16 protein-coding genes are annotated in these 18003 nt (G+C 39.1%); 8 read left to right on the top strand and 8 right to left on the bottom strand.

Annotated elements, in window-relative coordinates; all coding sequences use genetic code 11:
- Positions 1 to 168: 168 nt before the first annotated feature.
- From HWV00_RS19910 to gpsA, 3 genes are all read left to right on the top strand, one after another.
- On the top strand, positions 169 to 597 hold the full coding sequence (locus HWV00_RS19910) for a rhodanese-like domain-containing protein (RefSeq protein WP_211684038.1): 429 nt from the start codon (positions 169 to 171) through the stop codon (positions 595 to 597).
- 69 nt (positions 598 to 666) lie between these two features.
- Complete coding sequence (secB, locus tag HWV00_RS19905) at positions 667 to 1140, top strand: protein-export chaperone SecB (RefSeq protein ID WP_211684037.1); 474 nt, start codon at positions 667 to 669, stop codon at positions 1138 to 1140.
- 3 nt (positions 1141 to 1143) lie between these two features.
- Positions 1144 to 2148: an NAD(P)H-dependent glycerol-3-phosphate dehydrogenase gene (gene gpsA, locus HWV00_RS19900; protein ID WP_211686727.1), complete on the top strand. Its 1005-nt coding sequence runs from the start codon at positions 1144 to 1146 to the stop codon at positions 2146 to 2148.
- Between the two features lie 129 nt (positions 2149 to 2277).
- Here gpsA and nfuA read toward each other — a convergent pair whose 3' ends face one another.
- Both nfuA and HWV00_RS19890 read right to left on the bottom strand, forming a co-directional pair.
- A complete protein-coding gene (gene nfuA, locus HWV00_RS19895; protein WP_211684036.1) occupies positions 2278 to 2856 on the bottom strand; it encodes a Fe-S biogenesis protein NfuA in 579 nt (192 codons plus the stop codon).
- Positions 2857 to 2927: 71 nt separating this feature from the next.
- Positions 2928 to 3626, bottom strand: coding sequence for a ComF family protein (locus HWV00_RS19890; RefSeq protein WP_211684035.1), 699 nt, complete (start codon positions 3624 to 3626; stop codon positions 2928 to 2930).
- Between the two features lie 83 nt (positions 3627 to 3709).
- On the opposite strand from HWV00_RS19890, the gene bioH reads away from it, so the two are divergent.
- The 5 genes from bioH (at position 3710) to HWV00_RS19865 (ending at position 8202) form a co-directional block, all read left to right on the top strand.
- Positions 3710 to 4546 (top strand): pimeloyl-ACP methyl ester esterase BioH, encoded by an 837-nt coding sequence (bioH, locus tag HWV00_RS19885; protein ID WP_211684034.1) that lies wholly within the window; start codon positions 3710 to 3712, stop codon positions 4544 to 4546.
- Between the two features lie 143 nt (positions 4547 to 4689).
- Positions 4690 to 5397 carry a hypothetical protein gene (locus HWV00_RS19880; RefSeq protein WP_211684033.1) on the top strand — a complete coding sequence of 236 codons (708 nt, stop codon included), beginning with the start codon at positions 4690 to 4692 and terminating at the stop codon, positions 5395 to 5397.
- Positions 5398 to 5492: 95 nt separating this feature from the next.
- Positions 5493 to 6077, top strand: coding sequence for a DUF4202 domain-containing protein (locus tag HWV00_RS19875; RefSeq protein ID WP_211684032.1), 585 nt, complete (start codon positions 5493 to 5495; stop codon positions 6075 to 6077).
- Between the two features lie 221 nt (positions 6078 to 6298).
- Entirely contained in the window at positions 6299 to 6892 is a 594-nt protein-coding gene (locus HWV00_RS19870) for a YhgN family NAAT transporter (protein WP_211686725.1), read from the top strand.
- A gap of 191 nt (positions 6893 to 7083) precedes the next feature.
- Entirely contained in the window at positions 7084 to 8202 is a 1119-nt protein-coding gene (locus HWV00_RS19865) for an alanine--glyoxylate aminotransferase family protein (RefSeq protein ID WP_211684031.1), read from the top strand.
- A 108-nt stretch (positions 8203 to 8310) separates the two neighbouring features.
- On the opposite strand, the gene HWV00_RS19860 is transcribed toward HWV00_RS19865, so the two are convergent.
- From HWV00_RS19860 to HWV00_RS19835, 6 genes are all read right to left on the bottom strand, one after another.
- Positions 8311 to 10014 carry a PglL family O-oligosaccharyltransferase gene (locus tag HWV00_RS19860; protein WP_211684030.1) on the bottom strand — a complete coding sequence of 568 codons (1704 nt, stop codon included), beginning with the start codon at positions 10012 to 10014 and terminating at the stop codon, positions 8311 to 8313.
- A gap of 1 nt (position 10015) precedes the next feature.
- On the bottom strand, positions 10016 to 12874 hold the full coding sequence (gene uvrA / locus HWV00_RS19855) for an excinuclease ABC subunit UvrA (RefSeq protein WP_211684028.1): 2859 nt from the start codon (positions 12872 to 12874) through the stop codon (positions 10016 to 10018).
- 64 nt (positions 12875 to 12938) lie between these two features.
- Positions 12939 to 13478, bottom strand: a complete 540-nt coding sequence (locus HWV00_RS19850) for a polysaccharide biosynthesis/export family protein (protein ID WP_255554843.1) — start codon at positions 13476 to 13478, stop codon at positions 12939 to 12941.
- A gap of 17 nt (positions 13479 to 13495) precedes the next feature.
- The gene (locus tag HWV00_RS19845; RefSeq protein ID WP_211684027.1) at positions 13496 to 14695 is read right to left on the bottom strand and encodes an outer membrane beta-barrel protein; all 1200 of its coding nucleotides are present in this window, start codon (positions 14693 to 14695) and stop codon (positions 13496 to 13498) included.
- Positions 14696 to 14710: 15 nt separating this feature from the next.
- Positions 14711 to 16885 (bottom strand): polysaccharide biosynthesis tyrosine autokinase, encoded by a 2175-nt coding sequence (locus HWV00_RS19840; protein ID WP_211684025.1) that lies wholly within the window; start codon positions 16883 to 16885, stop codon positions 14711 to 14713.
- A 210-nt stretch (positions 16886 to 17095) separates the two neighbouring features.
- Positions 17096 to 17734: a LuxR C-terminal-related transcriptional regulator gene (locus tag HWV00_RS19835; protein ID WP_211684023.1), complete on the bottom strand. Its 639-nt coding sequence runs from the start codon at positions 17732 to 17734 to the stop codon at positions 17096 to 17098.
- Positions 17735 to 18003: the final 269 nt, after the last annotated feature.

The following is an 18003-nucleotide window of genomic DNA, read 5'->3' as shown; positions in this document are numbered from 1 at the left end:
CATGTTACGAGATGTTAGCTTCATTATAGAAATCGTGTGATTTTTTTTATACTTAAATTATTCAAAACGCGTGTGAGGAATTTATATATTGAGCTGCTTTTATTCCTTGTCACATGTATACTCCGTTGAGAATAATCCTTTATTATTAAACTTTAGAGTCATAATCACATGCAAGAATATATTGAATTTGCTTCAAATAATCCAGCCTTATCTCTCGCTTGGGTCGCTATTGCTGGCTTCCTTATTTATTCATTTGGCTCAAGTGCCATGTCTAAAGTTAAGTCGGTAAATAATCATGAAGCGACAACTTTAATGAATAAAGAAAATGCTGTTATTGTTGATGTACGTGCTGCGGAACATTATCGTAAGTCACATATTTTGAACGCAATTAACGTTCCAACTGCTGATATTGAAGCAAATAAGCTGTCAATGATTGAAAAATACAAAAACACCCCAATCATCGTTATGTGTGATACAGGAATGAGTTCAGGTCGCGCGGCGAATCGTTTAGCGAAAATGGACTTTACTGCTGTTTATAATTTATCTGGTGGTATGGCAAGTTGGCAAGAAGCGAACTTACCGACTGTTAAAAAATAATAGTTAACCAGACAGATAACCAAATAATTAATTAATCAGTTTGAATCTATAAAATATTGGAATTTACTTATGTCAGAATCAGCAAATCAACAAGAATTTAATATCCAACGTGTTTACATCAAAGATGTATCTTTTGAATGTCCGAATTCTCCAGCGATCTTTCAACAAGAATGGAAACCTGAAGTTAAATTAGATTTAGATACACGTAGCTCAAAACTAGGTGAAGGTGTATTTGAAGTTGTGCTATCACTTACTGTTACTGCTAAAGATGGCGAAACAGTTGCTTTCTTATGTGAAGTACAACAAGCAGGTATCTTTACTGTTGGTGAATTGAGCGAAGGCCAATTAGCACATTGTTTAGGTGCTTTCTGTCCAAACATCCTATTCCCATATGCACGTGAAACAATTGCTAGCTTAGTTAGCCGTGGTTCTTTCCCACAGTTAAACCTTGCGCCAGTTAACTTCGATGCACTATTCGCATCTTACGTTCAACAAGCACAACAAGCTGCTGAAGTTCCTGCAGAGCAAAAACTGGATTCTTAAGTGATGACTGACGCAGCCTTGATAACAGTACTCGGTGCTGGTTCTTATGGAACATCATTGGCGATGTCTTTAGCACGTAATGGTAATAAAACTGTGTTGTGGGGACATAACCCACAGCATGTTGCCGAACTTGCTAAGACACGCAGTAATGAAGCGTACCTACCTGGCATTGCCTTTCCTGATGCTTTGGTATTGGAAGCTGACTTAGAGAAAGCGATTGCCGCAAGTCGTGATATTTTGATTGTTGTACCTAGTCATGTTTTTGGTGATGTACTGAGTCAAATTAAACCATTTTTACGTGAAGACTCACGTATTTCTTGGGCGACTAAAGGCTTAGAAGCTGAGACTGGACGTTTGTTGCAAGATGTAGCAACTGATATTCTTGGTACGCACTATCCATTGGCGGTGCTTTCTGGACCGACATTTGCGAAAGAATTAGCGGCTGGTTTACCAACTGCTATTAGTGTTTCATCAACAGACCCTTTGTTTGCGGATGATATTTCACACTTGTTGCATTGTGGCCGCAGCTTACGAACTTATACCAACAATGACTTTATTGGTGTGCAACTTGGCGGCGCGGTGAAAAACGTGATTGCTATTGGTGCTGGCTTATCTGATGGTCTGGGTTTTGGTGCTAACGCTCGTACTGCTTTAATCACCCGTGGTTTAACAGAGTTATGCCGTTTGGGTGAAGCACTCGGTGCTGATAAAAATACCTTTATGGGTATGTCTTGCTTGGGGGATTTAGTACTAACTTGTACTGATAATCAAAGTCGAAATCGTCGTTTTGGTCTTGCACTGGGTGCAGGCAAAGGCGTTGATGAGGCTCAAGTTGAGATTGGTCAGGTTGTTGAAGGTTATCGCAATACCAAAGAAGTTTATTTGTTATCTGAGCGTCTTGGTGTGGAAATGCCAATTACCGAACAGATCTATCAAGTGTTATATGAGAATAAATCTGCTAAAGAAGCAGCGTTAGACTTGTTAGCTCGAGATAAGAAAGGCGAATAACGATTCTTTGTAGATAAGTTTTGTCTATAAAAAAGTGACAGCGTAAGCCGTCACTTTTTTTATGTCTGATTTATACCGATTAATTGTCGGTTTATTCAAATCATAGTGCCACCACTTAGCTAATGATGCTTAGTAGTAAGAGTGCTCACCAGCTTGGTGTTCTGTTGCATCTTTTACAGCAGTTAGTTCTTCAGGGAACAATTCTAGTAGCTGCTTTTCAATACCTTCTTTCAACGTAAAGTCTACTTGGCTACAACCATTACAACCACCGCCGAATTGCAGAATAGCAATACCGTCGTCAGTGATTTCAGTTAGTACAACGTGACCACCGTGACCAGCTAGCTGTGGATTAACTTCTGTTTGGATCACATAGTCAACACGCTCTGATAGAGGCGCATCGTCTGCAACTGCACGTACTTTTGCGTTAGGTGCTTTAAGTGTTAGTTGAGAACCCATTTTATCAGTAACAAAATCGATGTAAGCATCTGTTAGGAATGGTTTGCTCATGTCATCAATTAATGCATCAAAACCACTGAATGGTAATACAATGTCAGTGCTTTCAATTGCTTCAGGTGGACAATATGATACGCCACACTCTGCATTTGCTGTGCCTGGATTAACGACGAATACACGAATATTAGTGCCGTCTTTTTGGTTGCTAAGTAATTTTACAAAGTGAGTTTGTGCCGCTTCAGTAATTGTTATCATGATGTCCTCTTTGTCATACCTGACTAATTTACTATGTCTTTAATTGTAACGCTATTTGTCATTAGAAACCACTAATCCGCTAATGTTCTAGCTATACACCATATATCAATGTGTTCTATCCCTGCTGCAGATAATGTTAAGCAGGCTTCTCGTATTGTTTCACCTGTGGTAACGACATCATCAACTAGTGCAATATGTTTAACGGTAAAAGGTCCTGAGACTTGAAATGCATTGTTTATGTTTGTTTTACGTCCTAACTCTGTTTGCTGAGCTTGCGCTTGGGTGTGCTTAACTCTGGTAAAATGTTTATCTGTTATAAGTGGTATTTGTAATTGTTTCGAGATGCCATTTGCTAATAATTGAGCTTGGTTATAGCCGCGTTTTGATTGACGCTTTTTATGAAGTGGAATATAAATAATTGCTTCTGGTAGGCTGTAATTATGCTGAATAATTCTACCTGCAATTGTACGGCTTAATAATTGTGAAAAAAGGTGATGTAATTGTGGCTGTTGAGCAAACTTAAACTGCTTAATTAGATATTGGCATTCTAGGGTGTAGGTCATGCAGGCGATTAATTTCTGCCAAGGCGGTTTTTGTTTTATACATTCAGGACATTGTTTTTGTATCGTTTTGTTTTTGGGGAGTCCGCATCTAGAACAACTACTCATCGATAAATAAGGTAATTCTTGTTGGCATAATAGACATAGAAAAGGCTGTAGATTATCAATTGGCATATCGCATAAGTAACAACGAGGCTGTAATAATTTCATGCTGAGTTTGCGTATCTCGGCTATATCTACTCGTTTGATTAGTATATCCTCATGGCTAAATAATTCGTCAAGTGTAGGGTAATATGTCAGAAGTCGTCGCCACAGAGATTAAAAATGTAAGCAGTAGCGCAAAGTTACATGTCGATATTGTCGGCCACGGTCCTGATCTTGTGCTGTTACATGGTTGGGGACTTAATAGTGCCTGTTGGCAATCTATCGTACCGTTGCTATCAGAACACTATCGCTTACATTTAATTGACCTGCCAGGTTTTGGTTTTAGTCATGAGAGTTATCTTGCTAGCCAATCATTGGCTGATATTAGTGATGCGTTAGATAAGGTTGTTCCTCAGAATGCAATTTGGCTTGGTTGGTCCCTAGGTGGACTTTGTGCGACCCATTTTGCATTGCAGCACCCTCAACGAGTTTCAGCGTTAGTGACAGTGGCGAGTTCACCTAAGTTTATGGCCGCGGAAACAATGGATGATTTACCTGCTTGGGCTGGTATTGCAGGGAAGGTGTTAGCGCAATTTCAGCAACAATTACAACAGAATTTACCACAAACGATTAATCGATTTTTAGCGATTCAAGGGATGGGAAGTGAGACTGCTAAACAAGATATTAAACAGTTAAAATCGTTGTTAGCTGCACGTCCTCAACCACATGCTGAAGCGTTAAGTAATGGCTTAAAGTTATTAGAAACTGTTGATTTACGTTCACAGTTACCACTCCTCACTATGCCTTTTTATCGTTGCTACGGTCGCTTAGATGCACTTGTTCCACAAACGGCGGTGAATTGGATTAATGACTATTTACCACGCTCTCCCTGTATTATCTTTCAAGCGTCTTCGCATGCGCCTTTTATCTCTGAACCAGATGCTTTTGTTAATAAATTGCAGGATTTTATTAATAATTCGTTATAAACTCAGGTGAGCGAACCCATTTTATAATGGGGTTATTGATGAGCCGTAATTCATGACATGGATGAACCTGATATGTTCACACAAGCAAAAGTTGGTATTGGTCATTTGTATTGTGTGCTCTTCCTTAGCATGGGGAATCAGTAATGGTACTCGTTATTCCCACACCAACGGGCATACCTAATGCGCTAAATCCGACAACTGCAGCGGTTGAACGTGATGCAGAAAAGCGAGAAATAACCCCTGCTGTTACGCCTGACAATGCCTCATCTTCAGCTGAGGATAGTACTGCGGACAAAGATCTTTTTAATTTCACTTCAAAAAAACATGGCTCTGAAAGCAAGAAAAAGCAGACTAATGACTCACTTTCAGAAAATGATGATACTGAAGTAATCGAGCATGTTGTCGCTGAAAGTGCAGGGATCTTTGATAAGCAGACTGAAGTGACACTGTCGGTTGATATGACGGAACCTCCAGAAATTATTATTGCCGAGGTTCTTTTGATACGGCAAGCTATCTTAGCTAAGTCGATGCTTAGTACTCGCGATCGTCAGCAACTTGCCGAAATCAATCACATTATTAAAACGGCACTTGCGGATTTATTGCGGTTAAAGCAATTAGATGAAGTCAAAGCCTTGGCATCACAATTACCTCATTCGAATACAATCTTAAAAGGTGAGAGCGCGCATTCTAACGTTGTTGCGCTTGATGATCTGTTCGCTTATTCGTTTGAAGATGATGTTAATACCAATACTGTGTCTGCAAAATCTAAATTAGCAGGTGCTGTAGTGGGCTATTTTTATGGTGAAAATATAGAACCACAGCGACCATCACAGATAGATCACCAAGAATAAACTTTCTTTATTGTTTATTTATCCTTGTTTATGAGTAACTTTCCACATGCTTTGCTAATATAGGCCGAAGTAACCCTATTGAAAATGAGGATGTCATGTCAGAGCAACGGATACAGCAAGCAATACAATTAATTGATGAAATAAATCAATGTGACCCAGTAACTGAAATGGTTGACGGTGTTGCCCAGCCAAAAGAGTGGCTATATGGTCTTCGCATGAGTGAATGTTTAGCTGAGTTTATGCCTGAAGCATCAACGGCATTGCAAATCGCTTCGCGTGCTCAACATATTAAGCGTTGGAGTATTCCACGTAGCGATCATCCATTAGGGCGTGAAGGTTATAACAAATGGCGTCAGTCGTTAGGTCGTTTACACGCAGAAGAAGCAATGGCGATTGCAGGTAAAGTTGGCTGTGACCAAGAGGAAATTCAAGCAATTGGTCGTATGTTACGTAAAGAGAAGTTAAAGCGTGATCCACAAGTTCAAGCACTCGAAGATGTGATTTGTTTAGTGTTCTTAAAGTATTACTTCACTGCGTTTTCAGAAAAGCATACGGAAGAAAAGTTGATTGTTATTGTTCAAAAAACATGGGCTAAAATGTCAGAAAAAGGGCATGAAGCAGCATTGAAATTACCGTTTACTGAAGACCAACAGGCTTTACTCGCGAAAGCACTCAGCTAGTATTATTCTATTTTAAATCATGCTTTGTTTACTGTCGCGATCATGAGCGGCAGTGAATTCTCATTATCTTCGTTTATTTAATTTTTTATTCCTTTAAAGTTACTATAGTCAGGTTTTATTAACTGTTATTAAAGCCTTTATATCTGTCATCTCTCTGGTATATTGAGCTCAGCAATTACAGTCGGCTAATTGTATGTTCTAGGGAGTTTAAGTTAATGCAAATGGAAATAATCTCGGCAGCGGTGATGTTATTTTTGATCATGGATCCGTTAGGTAATTTACCTATATTTTTATCTATTTTAAAACACATCGATAAGAAACGTCGACGTGCGGTAATGATACGAGAATTATTGATCGCATTGTTTGTGATGTTGCTGTTCCTATTTTTAGGCGAAAAAATTCTTGGCTTTTTGAGTTTGAAACAAGAAGCGGTGAGTATTGCTGGCGGTATCATTTTATTCTTAATTGCGATTAAAATGATCTTTCCTACCGAAGGTGGACTAACCGGTCTTGCCGCAGGTGAGGAACCTTTTATTGTGCCAATGGCTATTCCGTTATTAGCGGGCCCATCGATTTTAGCTGCATTGTTATTATTAGCACATCAAGACCCTGATAAAATGTTTGAATGGTCAGCAGCGTTAATTATTGCGTGGGGCTTGAGTGCGTTCATTCTTATGTTTTATGAAGGTTTCAATCGTATTCTCGGTGAAAAAGGTTTAGCGGCAGTAGAGCGTTTAATGGGTATGCTATTAGTGATGATATCTGTGCAGATGTTGCTTGATGGTATTGCTGATTATGTCGCAACGATAAGCTGATTGCCAATGTTTATGTAGTATTTTTGTAAACAAAACTTTGCTTTATTGTTTGCAAAAACACGACGCAATGGTAAATTAATCTATCTTAATACTTAAGTAAGCTTAACAGATAGTTTAGAACGTAGAGCAAGCAGTGTCATTTTAGTGTACTGCTTCTGCTGACTGTTCTCACAATATGACAAGGAAAGTGAATGAGCATTACCTCTTTTTACCCACCACAACGTACTTTGATGGGCCCTGGCCCTTCAGATGTTTATCCTAATGTATTACAAGCATTAAGTCGTCCAACTGTAGGTCATCTCGATCCGACATTTGTGCAAATGATGGATGAAGTTAAAGAATTGCTGCAATATGCATTTCAAACCAAAAACCCTTGTACTATGGCTGTTTCAGCACCGGGTTCTGCAGGCATGGAAACGTGTTTTGTGAATCTAATTGAACCAGGCGATAAAGTAATTGTTTGTATCAATGGTGTGTTTGGCGGTCGTATGGCTGAAAACGTAACACGCTCTGGTGGTAAACTTGTCAAGGTTGAAGATGAATGGGGCAAGCCTGTTGACCCGCAAAAATTGGAAGCAGCTTTAGCGGCTAATCCAGATGCTAAAATTGTTGCTTTTGTGCATGCCGAAACATCGACTGGTGCACTTTCTGATGCGAAAACATTATGTGCATTAGCAAGAAAGCATGGCTGTTTATCAATTGTTGATGCCGTTACCTCACTCGGTGGTGTGCCACTGTATGTTGATGATTGGGGTATTGATGCTATTTATTCAGGCACTCAAAAGTGTTTGTCTTGTGTTCCTGGTATCTCTCCTGTGAGCTTTAGTGCTGCAGCAGTTGAAAAAATTCAAAACCGCTCTGTACCTGTGCAAAGTTGGTTTCTAGATCAAACATTAGTAATGGGTTACTGGTCTGGTGAAGGTAAACGTAGTTATCATCATACAGCTCCTGTTAATACGTTATATGCATTACATGAATCATTAGTGCAATTACAAACTGAAGGCCTAGAGAACGCATGGGAACGTCATGCTCAGCAGCATTTAGCGTTACGTGCAGGTTTAGAAAAGCTAGGTATCGAGTTTATTGTTGATGAGGCTTGTCGTTTACCACAGTTGAATACGATTGTTATTCCTGATGGTGTCGATGATGCTGCTGTACGTAATCAATTATTGCAACATTACAATCTTGAGATTGGTGCAGGTCTGGGTGCATTTGCAGGTAAAGCATGGCGTATTGGTTTAATGGGTTATGCGGCCCGTACTGAAAATGTCGCGTTATGCTTGCGTGCATTAGAAGAAACATTGAATTAAAAATGTATTAAAGAAAATTTGTTAAACCGATATTAGCAAATTGATTGATATAAAAAAGCCACTCTGCATGATGAATGTAGAGTGGCTTTTTTGTTTTGTATTATGTTCTTACTGAGTTATTCCAGCTTGGCTTGCTGCAAATTTCTGCACTAATTCATTACGTGGATACATGATTGCTGTTTGTTGTAGTAATTTATCTGCAGCCTGTTGTTGGCCTAGTTTTGCTAGCGCACGACTCCAATTAATATAAATGTTCGCTCTTGGTGTTTTTTTGCTTATCTCATTAGCCCAATTAATGTAGTTATTTAACTCTGCTATATCATTATTGTACATCGCAATTTGTAAACGATACATCATGGCATTGAATTCTAAACGCGAGATCCAAGCAACAGGATTAATCACTTTTGTTAGTGGGGTTATGTCACTGCGGTCACTGCGTTCATATTGAGTTAATAGCTTATTTGTGTGCAGCGTTGTCACCATGAAAGCGGTCGTGACGAGTGGAATTAATAACGCTAATGTACGTAACAAAAAAGTGTATTTGAAGGCTATCGTTTTTGTATTGCCATAACGACTGGCGATATACCAAACTAAGGTTAAGAACACAACCCAATGCACGATGGAATGGTAAAATGGGTATTCAGTTTGGCTATGTAAGACGAGTGGGAATACTAACCCTAATAATGCGAGAGCTTGCCATAACGGCTGTTTGACGATAATACGTAAGAAGCCAACAATTAATAACGCGATCCCTGCTAATGAAACTAAGCCACCTTCAATACCCCAGTATAATAATTCATTATGTGGGTGATCGAGGTTTTCTGGTGAACCAGGTAAGACAAGCCCTTGATTCAACGCTTGACTATAAGTGTTGAGAAACTCCACTTCAAAGCTACCGTAACCCCAGCCGAGCAATGGTTTATCTAATAACATTGCCAAGGCGTGTTGATAGATAGGCATTCGAGCACCGGGATCGGTCAAATAAGCGGTTGAACGCGCGACGGTCTTTGCTGCTTCTAATGAATAAGCACCAATGGCAATAGCAATGGCACAGCATGCTAGCCAAATAAATAAGCTTTTTAATTGTCCTGATTCACGTAGTTGTAGCCACACCCAAGGTAGCAATAGTAGTGATGCGATTAATAATGATAAGTAACCCGTTCGAGATTGCAGTAATACTAAGGGAATCACAGCCATAAAGGTTGTGACATAACAAAATCGACGTTTTCTTTTTTCATCTAATTTTGTTTGTGTTAACAAGTATAAAGCCAGCGCAATACCGGTTGTTAAAAACGAAGCAGAAACATTCGGTTGTTGAAAAATACCGTAAGGACGATTGGCTATCTTTTGATAACCAAATATATTATTTACGGGTAATAGATAGTATTGCACCAAGCTAATATAAGCCTCGATAAATACTGCGCCTAAAATTAAATATAACAACGTTAACCGTTGTTTCTGACTAAGCTGTAATTGCTGTAGGGCAATGAAAAATAGTAACCCACCAACTAAGCCTAGAAGTCTTGTATAACTAAGGCCTGCGACTATCGGGTCTGCATATAATACTGGTATTAACATGACTGTTGTTGCAGCGATAAACAGTAAACTTAAACGAGAATAAACCAGTTTCGCTTGTACTGTTGCTTGCCAGAGACCGATGCCAATCAAGGCTGAAATAAAGATCCAGCCAATGACATTAAAGGGTAAATGAAGCCCTGAACCGCCGCCGTTATGTTGAAAATAATGCATCCCGATCAGCATATATACGGCGAACGTAATGAAAAATCCTTTTTTCAATGTTGTTAGGTTCATATTATGACTCTTGGTTAATAATTTGAAGTTGTTTCGCACGTGCTAACATAGGTTTTAGAAAACGTGCAGTATGGCTTTCTGGGTGCTCAGATACAGTTTCTGGCGTGCCAGCGACAAGAATTTCACCGCCCCCGCTACCGCCTTCAGGGCCAAGATCAATGACCCAATCAGCCGTTTTAACAACATCCAGGTTATGCTCAATAATGACGATAGTATTGCCATGGTCACGTAGGCGATGTAATACTTTCATCAACAATTTAATATCATGGAAATGCAGACCTGTTGTCGGCTCATCTAAGATATAGAGGGTTTGGCCGGTATCACGTTTGGATAATTCTTTAGCGAGTTTAACGCGTTGAGCTTCACCGCCCGATAAAGTTGTCGCTGATTGACCAAGACGAATATAAGACAAACCAACATCCATTAAGGTTTGTAATTTTCGCGCGATAGGTGGAATCACAGCAAAGAAGGTATTGGCTTCTTCAACTGTCATATCCAGTACTTCGTGAATATTTTTACCTTTGTAACGAACTTCTAATGTTTCACGGTTATAGCGTTGACTCTTACAGCTATCACAAGGGACGTAGACGTCGGGTAAGAAGTGCATCTCTACCTTGATCAAACCATCACCTTGGCACGCTTCACAACGACCACCTTTTACATTAAAACTAAAGCGACCGGGTTTATAACCACGTGAACGCGCTTCTTGTGTACCCGCAAAAATCTCGCGGATGGCTGTGAAGATACCTGTGTAAGTTGCAGGATTCGAACGTGGTGTTCGACCAATTGGACTTTGATCAATATCGACAACTTTATCAAGTTGATCGAGCCCTTCTATCGACGTATAAGGCGAGGGCGTTGTTACCGTTGCGCCATTTAACTCGATGTGTGCAATCTTAAAGAAAGTGTCATTGATCAATGTTGATTTACCTGAACCTGATACACCAGTTACACAGGTCATTACGCCAACTGGAACAGATAGATCAACATTTTTTAAATTGTTACCCGTTGCGCCTTTAAGGTGAACCCATTTATCCGTTAACGGTGTACGCTGCGCAGGGATCTCAATGGCTTTACGACCGCTTAGATAATCGGCTGTTAGAGACTTTTCACTTTTTAATATATCGTCGACATTACCTTGCGCAACGATCTCACCACCATGAACACCTGCTCCGGGACCAATATCGAGGACGTAGTCAGCTGCACGGATCGCATCTTCATCGTGTTCAACGACAATGACGGTATTGCCAAGATCACGTAGGTGGATCAAGGTTTGTAATAAGCGTTCGTTATCTCGTTGATGCAAGCCGATCGATGGTTCATCTAAAACATACATTACACCAACCAGACCTGCGCCAATTTGACTGGCAAGACGGATCCTTTGTGCTTCACCACCGGATAAGGTTTCCGCGCTGCGCTCTAGGCTTAAATAGTTAAGCCCTACGTTGACGAGGAAACCAAGGCGATCACCAATTTCTTTTAGGATCTTCTCGGCAATCTGACCTTTTTGACCTGTTAGTTCAATGTTAGCAAAGAAATCGAAGGCTTCACCAATCGCCATTCTTGATACTTCAGGTAGCGTTGTTTCTGCAATATAAACGTGGCGGGCTTCTTGGCGTAAACGAGAACCTGAACAAGTCTCACAAGACTTTGTCGTTAAGTATTTACCCAGTTCTTCACGGACTGCATTTGATTCAGTTTCTTTGTAGCGTCGTTGCATATTCGGAATGATCCCTTCGAAAGGGTGGCGACGAACAACGATGTCACCGCGATCATTCACGTAGTTAAATTCAATTTCTTGTTCACCACTGCCTTGCAGAATGTACTCTTGAACTTCGATCGTTAATGAGTTGAACGGTTTAGTGAGATCAAACTTGTAGTGTTTAGCCAGTGATGTCAGCATTTGGAAATAATAGAAATTTCGTTTATCCCAGCCGCGGATCGCACCGCCAGATAAGCTAAGATCGGCGTTAATAATGATGCGGTCGTGATCGAAGTATTGTTGTACGCCTAAACCATCACAAGTGTGACAAGCGCCAGCTGGATTATTAAAAGAAAAGATCCTTGGCTCTAGCTCTGCCATGCTGTAACCACAATGTGGACAAGCGAAGTTAGCTGAAAAGACAATAGGATCCATCTCGCTATCGTCCATGTCAGCAATGTAAGCTGTACCACCTGAAAGAGTAAGAGCCGTTTCAAACGATTCTGCAAGACGTAATTGTAGATCGTCACGTACTTTGAATCGGTCGATCACAACTTCAATGGTATGTTTTTTATGTAGATCCAGTGCGGGTGGATCGGAAAGATCACAGACTTCACCGTCAATACGCGCGCGGATATAACCTTGACTTGCTAAGTTAGCTAATGTTTTTACATGCTCACCTTTTCGTTCTTTCACGATCGGAGCAAGTAACATCAATTTACGACCGGTTTCTAGCGTTAAAACATGATCAACCATTTGGGTGATCGTTTGTGCTGCTAGTGGTGCATTATGTATTGGACAGCGAGGTTCGCCAACGCGAGCGAATAGCAAACGTAGGTAATCATAAATTTCGGTGATTGTACCGACGGTTGAACGTGGGTTATGTGATGTGGATTTTTGTTCGATAGAGATGGCAGGTGACAGACCTTCAATATGGTCAACATCTGGTTTTTCCATTAAAGATAGGAATTGTCTCGCATAAGCAGAAAGTGATTCTACATAACGACGTTGGCCTTCTGCATAAAGCGTATCAAATGCTAATGACGACTTCCCAGAACCTGATAACCCTGTGATAACAATAAGCTTATCGCGAGGTAGTTCAACGTTGATATCTTTAAGGTTATGGGTGCGTGCGCCCCGAACAATGATTTGATCCATACATAACTCACACTACATAAAATAATCAGCCAGTATCTCATATTAGGACTTGTTAGGCATTACTTTAGAAGAAACTCTGTTCGATATTAAGAATGTCGTCAGGAGCGATATGATCATCAGGTTCAACCCTATACGATTGGCTTAAATCGCTATTATTTGACAACATTATAGATTGTTTTGCTGCACGTTCGGTGAAACCTCCTGCGAGTGCGACGGCTTTATCGACAGTGAGTCCTGGCCTAAAAGGATATCCACCAGGTCGTTTTACTTCGCCTTTAATATAAAATTGACGGAATGCGGCAATGCTAACCATGACTTTTGGTGAAATGAGGTAGGGGCCTTTCAATCCGGTGTAAATTTTCTGTTTGATTTCGGCAGGCGTTAAACCAACAACATTAATTTCACCGAGATAGGGGTAATCAATACTCCCTGAAGTATCAATAATGACTGTTACACTGAGATCTTTTTCTCCATACACTTCAATCGCGATTTTATCTCCAGCACCGAGCTTATAGCTGTGGTGCTGTTTATGTGCATTGGCTTGACCAGTTAGCAGGATAAACATAAAAAACAATGTTCTATATAAGGTGTTATGTCCTTTCATTACTGTATTCCTTTACTTTAAAATACGAATTTACTGGTTAATCCATAAATGTTTTTATCATATTCGAATTGTGATTCTGACGATGATTTATCTTTATATTCATAGCTTAATCCGAACGCGAGCCAATATCGAAATTGATAAGAGAATGAGATATTAATTGCGTTACTTATGTCTTCTCGAGCACTGCTCTGATACTTTTCTCTTAAGTTGTTATAGCTCAGTGAACTCGATAGGTTATGACGCCATTTGTGCTGCCAGCTAATCGAATTGCTATTTGTTTTTATACTGTCTGTATTGAGGATGGCTTGAGTGATCTTTTGTTTCGTATTGAGCGTAAAGACCGAATAGGTTTTCGGGTACCAGCTAACTCCTATATCCCAACTAGGACTAGCTTGAGAGTCTTTAGTACTATCAGCGAAATTTATTTTCTCATAACCGACTTTGAGTGACCCCTTTGTTTTACCCGTAATATCCCAATTTAAACCGGTATACACTAAGCCATTTTGACTGTCTTTTTGTTTATTGTTTCCCGCATAATCACTGGTGGTACTACTCATATCAAACAGTATTTTCAGGCTGGCGGCGATATTATAATAAATACTAAGGCCGTAATTATATTCATCAAAATTTGCCATTGAGACATCATTACCGCTGTTGTCGTCATAGCGTTTATCATTGAAGCCAAATCTTGGTTCTAGTATTGCTTTTGAGGTTTTGCTGCCATAACTGTAACTTAGTTGCGTAGACTGAGTATAAAAAATAGCGGGGGTTGTTATTTGTTCATTGCCCTCTGATATACCCGTATTTGCCGGATCATGACCAATATCAAACTGATACGAAAAGGCAAGTCGATGACGCTTATTCATATCTCTAGAAAGTCTTGCATGAAACTGGTGGTCGGTATAATTAAGATCCGTATTATCACCATAAAGACTCTGCCTAGCTTGGTAAGCGAACGAAAACAGGTTGTTATATTTTTGTCCTTCAATACGCAATGAGGGGATTATTTCTGTGAAATGAGAAGCTTGGTGATTGGCTTTTGTATTGGTAATATTATCATCGTGCTTATAATTGATCATGATATTTGGAATGGCTTTAAAGCCAAGTTCAGAGATCGCATCTAAGCCTATACTTGGTGTTTTATCTGAAGTGCTACTTGCAAATAAAGCGAATGGCGTTAAATAGATAGCGGTGAGTGTATATTGAATCGCGGTCATAAGTGTGCTGCAAGGCTATGACGCCTGCGCAGCCTCTTTTTGATACTGATATTGGTACTGATAACGTTTATCATTTTTTAATGATTCTTGGTTTAATATAATGCCATCCGTACTGATATTATGTTTTTTAAGTAATTCGATAGTACTGTTTAGTTCTCCAATCTTTGAGTTGTTTGTACGGGTAATTAAGATATTAAAATCAGATTGTTGACCTACTATTAATGCGTCACTGACTATTTGACTTGGTGGTGTATCAATCACGATATATTCATATTGAGATCTTAATATTTTTAAACAGCTTGTAAAACGCGTTGAGCTAAGCAAATTGGATGGACTATCCGTTAATTCACCGGCAGATATTATGGATAGGTTGGTTTGTTGATCATGCCAAATATAGCTGTTTAAGTTGCCACTTTTCGTCAATATGTCGACTAACCCACGTTGCCTATCTGGAATACCCATCTTTCTTCTTACTGACGGCTTTCTCATATCTGCTTCTACAATAATGGTCTTGTGAGTTTGTGCTAACGCCATTGCGAGGTAAATCGCGGATGTGCTTTTACCTTCACCCACGCTGTTTGAAGTGACCATAATGACTTGTTGTTTTTTGGTCTTAGCTGATAATTGTATCGATGTTCGTAGGCTTTGTACGGCTTCAAAAATCATTTTATTAGTCAGGAATAATTGTTGTGGAGATTGTTGTTTAAACTTTTTATTAATCGCTTTGAAATCTGGTAGGGATCCGAGTAATGGTGCTTGTAGGTTGGTTACGTTGTCTTGATTGACAAAAAATACGGCATGAATAAGTGCATGTGCGACTAAAAGCATAAGGGTTAATAAGATAACTAAGACTAAAATTAATGCTCGCTTGGGCTTAAAAGGAGAGAGCGGAATTTTGGCTTTATCAGTAATAGTCGCCGTTGATAAATTAAGATCGTTGGTAAGGTTAGTCTCTTTTAAACGCATTAAAAACATATTATATAATTCGTTGCTTGAGGCTAATTCACGGTTCAGTTCTTTATAACGTGCTTTCTGTTTTATTTGAGTTCGGTGTTCGGTTTTTTTAACTTCTAATGCGGCAATGATGGCGGCTTCGTTTTGCTCAAGTAAGGTTATATTTTTTTTAAACCCGAGTGCGACTTGTTGCAGTGCGTTTTGTGCATTATCTTTGGCCACACTGAGTTGGGTATTCGCTTGGATCATTTTATCGTGATATGGACCGTAACGCTTAGATAGTTCTTCCTTATTATTTTTTGCTTGGGTGTAATCATGTCTCAGTTTAATGAGTACAGATTGATTTGAGAATGCTTTGATAGATGTAGATGTCAGTAAGTCTAAGTTCTGCGCCTCACTGATTTGTTTATAGAGGGTTTGTGCACTAATTAATTCACTTCTTATATTGTTTAATTTGGCTGTTAGGTTCTGTAATTCTTTCGCAGTAAAGTTATCAACACCGCTGTCATCAATTAAGTTTTCCTGCTGAAGAAAAGTGGTGAGATTACGCTCTGCTAAGTTCAGGTTGTCTTTGAGGGCTTGGACGCCTTCCTTTAACCAAAGTGACGCGTTAACTGTTTGTTGTATTCGAAAATCACGATTATGTTGAATATATACGTCTGCATACGTATTTGCGATTAATGCCGCTAATACGGGGGAGTTATGCTCGTAGCTAATTGTCAGTAATTGGGTGTTTTTGATTAGAGATACATTAACTGCTGCTTTAATTTGCCCAATTAAAACTTGTGGGTTGATTACTGCGGATTCAGTAAGCTTGGCAGGTGAAATGACACTAATTATATCATTGATGACACGATTTAATTGGCTGTTTATTTTGCGCTGTGTGTAATAAGGATGTTGAGATAAGTTGAGTTTAGTAATTACTTTTTCTGTTATTAAATCAGAACGCAGGATCTCGATTTGTGTTTGGAAGTAATCTTTATTATTGACGTCGTTTTGTAATACACCTTGAATCGCAATTGGCTTCGTTTGTTGGACTTGTAATTGCAATACGGTGCTGGCTTTATAAATTGGAGGAAGGTCAGTAATAAATATTGCTGCAATAATGGCGATGAGCGTAGTGAGTACACAGATGCGTAAGAACGAGCGTCTAATTATATTAAATAGATGCGTCAGGTCAATTTCATCTTGGCCTCCTTGCTGGAACCCATTATGTGTCTCGTATTTTTGCTCCACTTCAGATCCTTTGAATGGTGAGCGATAAAATCACGTATCCATACGTTCTCATTATTAAGTATTAGAAGTATCATAGTTGTAACATAATTGAAACATTGCAGGCGGGAGGTTTTAGTTAATTATCTAGTTTTAAGTATAAAAAAACCATATTAGATATGGTTTTTTATAAATCTTAGTCTAAGAGATTTTATTATCGAGCTTGATTCTTGGTTAAATCAGATTTTCTTTTGCCCATGATACTGCTTGTAAACGGTTTTTGACTTTGATTTTTTTAAAGACATTATACAGGTGTGATTTGATCGTATGCTCACTGACATAGAGTACATCTGCAATTTCTAGATTTGATGAACCAGTCATTAATTGACGTAAAATTTCTTGTTCTCGGGTCGTTAATTCTGGTTTTCTATCCAAATCAACAGCTTTAGTTGAACGGTAAATTGAAATTAATGAGCTAAGCGTGCGCCTTGGCATCCAGAACTCACCTTCAGTAATTTTCTCAATACCTTTACATACGACATCGAGTTCATCTCGTTTATTGAAGACACCGAATATTGATGGCCAAGTGGAGATATTTTCCATTGTAGTATCATCACTTAGGTTAATTAATGCTAATCGAAACATGCCATGGTACTGTTTTAACTTATTTTTCAATTGTTCTTGCGATGTGGCACTTAGGTTATCAGTATCAACAAGTAATAATAAATTATCATCAATTGAGATACGTTCAACTTCGGCAACTTCACGTAATTGTTGTACTGGTATATCAAGTTTTGCTCTTAAGCAAGAAACGAGCGTGGCAACTTGAAGACTAGGTTGAGACAGTAATACTACATTTGGGTAATCCGACATGTGACTAAATCCTTTAGTGTGTGTGGCGATATCCATATCTATGCTGGTTAGCATTATAAAACGGTTAAACTTAGCTAATGACTTAATTAAAGTGTTAATTGTAATACCTAAGTTCGATAGATCTTGATACTAAAGTATTAACTGATAGTCAAAGTCGCGAGCTAATCTTACTGAGAATGATACATCATTAAGTCGTTAACAAGTACTTAACATATCTAGGTGCTATAAATGAGTCAAGTTCGCATTTAGTTTTATCCCAACTCATACTT

Origin of the sequence: Moritella sp. 24, assembly GCF_018219155.1 — a bacterium.
Taxonomy (GTDB): domain Bacteria; phylum Pseudomonadota; class Gammaproteobacteria; order Enterobacterales; family Moritellaceae; genus Moritella.
This window is presented reverse-complemented; position numbering and strand designations above follow the sequence as displayed.